The following is a 3,074-nucleotide window of genomic DNA, read 5'->3' as shown; positions in this document are numbered from 1 at the left end:
GCCCGGCAGCCCCGGCCGCCGCCCTGGAGGACGACGTGCCCGTCGTCACCGAGTGGACCGCCGACGGCCTCCCGCAGCGCCGCAGCCGGGGCCGCGCCCCGCTGGGCTCGCACAACCTCCCCGCCCAGTCCGCCGCCCCCGTGGCCGGCGGCACGAACGGCCACGGCTACGGCCACGGGCCCGCCCGGGGAGGCAACAGCACGGAACCGCCCCCCGGCATCTGGCTGGAGGCGTTCACCAAGGCCGCCAACGGCGTGCCCCAGGAATCCAGGGCGGACGACGGCCCTGACGAGGCGTGGGACAAGGGAGAGCAGCAGTGATCCAGCAGCGGGGCAACATGGACTGGATGCTCAAGGAGCTCGCCGACGACGTACCGGACATCCACCAGATCGTCGTGCTCTCGGCGGACGGCCTGCGCATCGCCCAGCACGGCGGCGACCCCGACGTCGCCGACCGGCTCGCGGCCGCCTGCGCCGGGCTGCAGAGCCTGGCGGCGGCCGTCGCCTCCGAGATCCCGTACAGCGACGGCCGGATGCGGCTCGTCGTCATCGAGGTCACCGGCGGCTTCTTCTACCTGATGGCCGCGGGCACCGGCGCCTACCTCGCGGTGCTCGCCGGCGAGACCGTGGACGCCGGGCACGTCGGGGCGCGGATGCGCGACATGGTCGCCCGCATCGGCGGCCACCTCACGAGCCCGCCCCGCCACGACGGGCAGGCCGGATGAACTCTCCCCGACGAGAACGCCGGAAGGCCGACCCGGCGCTGAGCGATCCGGAACGGCTCTACGTGCTCACCGGCGATCCCGACGGCAGCGAGCGGGCGGCGCTCGACCTGGTCACGATGATCGTCTCGAAGGCGGAGCCGTCCCCCACGGTCCAGCCCGAACAGGCCGTGATCCTGCGGCTCTGCCAGGCACCGTTATCCGTCGCGGAACTCTCCGCCTACCTCAGTCTCCCGTTCAGCGTGGTGACCTCGCTCCTCACCGAACTCCTCGCCACCGGACTCATCGAATCGCGCGCGCCGATCGTGCGCGCGACGCTCCCGGACCGGTCCCTCCTCGAAGCGGTGATGCATGGACTTCAGAAACTCTGACACGATCACGGGCCCCCGCAGCGAGGACGTCCTGCCCACCACGGCCACCGCCGCGGTGAAGGTCGTGATCGTCGGGGGGTTCGGGGCCGGCAAGACGACCATGGTCGGCTCGGTCAGCGAGATCCGGCCGCTGACCACCGAGGAGACGATGACCCAGGCCGGGGTCGGCGTGGACGACACCTACGGGGTGGAGAGCAAGACCTCCACCACCGTCGCCATGGACTTCGGCCGAATCAGCATCAGCGACGAGCTGATCCTCTACCTCTTCGGCACCCCCGGGCAGGAACGCTTCTGGTTCCTCTGGAACGGCCTGTTCGAGGGGGCGCTCGGCGCCGTCGTCCTCGTCGACACCCGCCGGCTCGAAGTCAGCTTCGACGTCATCGGACGCCTGGAGGAGCGCGGCGTGCCGTTCGTCGTCGCCATCAACACCTTCCCCGACGCCCCGAAACACCCCATCGAGGCGCTGCGCAGCGCCCTGGACCTCCCGGACGAGATCCCGATGATCGACTGCGACGCCCGGCTGCGCGTCTCCAGCCGCGACGTGCTGATGACCCTGATGCGCTACCTGCACAGCCTGGCCCTGCCACGCGGCTGACCCCTCCCGCGCACCTTCCGAACCCGTTCCGCGCGTTCCCCCACCGCGCCCCCGACCGTCCGGCCTCCGCGGCCGGACCCCTGGAGCGATCGTGACAAGCCCCTTCCCCTTCGAGCACGGCCAGGCCACCGGACCGGTCCCACCGCCCGAGTGCCCGGCCCACGGCCTGGGCGTCGGCCCCGGCGGACTGCGCCGGATGTACGGCCCCGAGGCCGAACAGGACCCGCACGGCCTGTACGAGAAGCTGCGCGCCGAACACGGCACCGTGGCGCCCGTCCTGCTGCACGGCGACGTGCCCGCCTGGCTGGTCCTCGGCCACAGCGAGAACCTGCACATGACCCGGACGCCCTCGCAGTTCTCCCGGGACTCGCGCCGCTGGTGGGCCCTGCAGGACGGCACCATCGGCCCGGACCACCCGCTCGCCCCGCAGGTCGCCTGGCAGCCGATCTGCGCCTTCGCGGACGGCGCCACCCACGAGCGGCAGCGCGGGGCCCTCACCGACTCCATGGCCCGCATCGACACCCGCGGCGTCCGGCGCCACGTCAACCGGTACAGCAACCGGCTCGTCAACGCCTTCTGCCGGGAGGGCCGCACCGACCTCGTCGCCGAGTTCGCCGAACGGCTGCCCATGATGGTCATGTGCGCCATCCTCGGCATGCCCGAGGAGTCCAACGACCGGATGGTGCAGGCCGCCCGCGACATGATCAAGGGCACCGCCACCGCCGTCCAGAGCAACGCCTACATGGTGGACGTGCTCACCCGCCTCGTGGAGCGCCGCCGCCGCGAACCCGCCGACGACTTCGCCACCTGGCTGGTCGAGCACCCCGCCGCCATGAACGACAAGGAGGTGGCCGAGCACCTGCGGCTGATGCTCATCGTCTCCTACGAGACGACCACCAACCTCATCGCCAACGTGCTGCGCATGGTCCTCACCGACCCGCGCTTCCGCTCCCGGCTCAGCGGCGGCCACATGACCGTCCCCGAAGCGGTCGAGCAGACCCTCTGGGACGAGCCGCCGTTCGCCGCGATCCTGGGCCGCTGGGCGGTCGGCGACACGGAGCTGGGCGGCAAGCACATCAAGGCCGGCGACGCGCTGATCGTCGGCATCACGGCGGCCAACACCGACCCGGTGGTCCGCCCCGACCTCAAGGCCGACATGGCGGGCAACCGCGCCCACCTCGCCTTCAGCGGCGGCCCCCACGAGTGCCCCGGCCAGGACATCGGGCGCGCCATCGCGGACGCCCGCCCGCTACCAGGTCGCCATCAACGGCCTGCCGTACGGCTACGGGGCGCACGGCTCGCACGTGACCCGCGTCGGCGAGGCCCTGGTCGCCGCCGGGCACGGCGACGCGTACGCCGTCGGCCCCGGCCCGGACTGGACCGACGC

General features: G+C 72.6%; 4 protein-coding genes and 1 pseudogene. All 5 read left to right on the top strand.

Annotated features, from left to right (window positions below):
* Positions 1–320: pseudogene (locus tag MHW47_RS33835) on the top strand (ATP-binding protein); the annotation flags it as partial.
* Positions 317–724: a roadblock/LC7 domain-containing protein gene (locus tag MHW47_RS33830; protein ID WP_239227672.1), complete on the top strand. Its 408-nt coding sequence runs from the start codon at positions 317–319 to the stop codon at positions 722–724. The pseudogene MHW47_RS33835 and the gene MHW47_RS33830, both read left to right, overlap by 4 nt.
* Entirely contained in the window at positions 721–1,092 is a 372-nt protein-coding gene (locus MHW47_RS33825; RefSeq protein ID WP_239227671.1) for a DUF742 domain-containing protein, read from the top strand. Before MHW47_RS33830 ends, MHW47_RS33825 begins: the two co-directional genes overlap by 4 nt.
* Complete coding sequence (locus MHW47_RS33820) at positions 1,073–1,687, top strand: ATP/GTP-binding protein (RefSeq protein WP_239227670.1); 615 nt, start codon at positions 1,073–1,075, stop codon at positions 1,685–1,687. Before MHW47_RS33825 ends, MHW47_RS33820 begins: the two co-directional genes overlap by 20 nt.
* Before the next feature lie 91 nt (positions 1,688–1,778).
* On the top strand, positions 1,779–3,074 hold a 1,296-nt coding region (locus MHW47_RS33815), incomplete at its 3' end, for a cytochrome P450 (protein WP_239227669.1).

This window comes from Streptomyces sp. OfavH-34-F (assembly GCF_022347745.1).
GTDB lineage: Bacteria > Actinomycetota > Actinomycetes > Streptomycetales > Streptomycetaceae > Streptomyces.
The sequence above is the reverse complement of the archived record's forward strand: the minus strand, read 5'-3'. Positions and strand labels throughout refer to the sequence as shown.

What these genes read in the sequence shown, in the direction of transcription:
- MHW47_RS33825 (WP_239227671.1), top strand. Translation starts at nt 721, where the DNA reads ATGAACTCTCCCCGACGAGAACGCCGGAAGGCCGACCCGGCGCTGAGC.
- MHW47_RS33820 (WP_239227670.1), top strand. Translation starts at nt 1,073, where the DNA reads ATGGACTTCAGAAACTCTGACACGATCACGGGCCCCCGCAGCGAGGAC.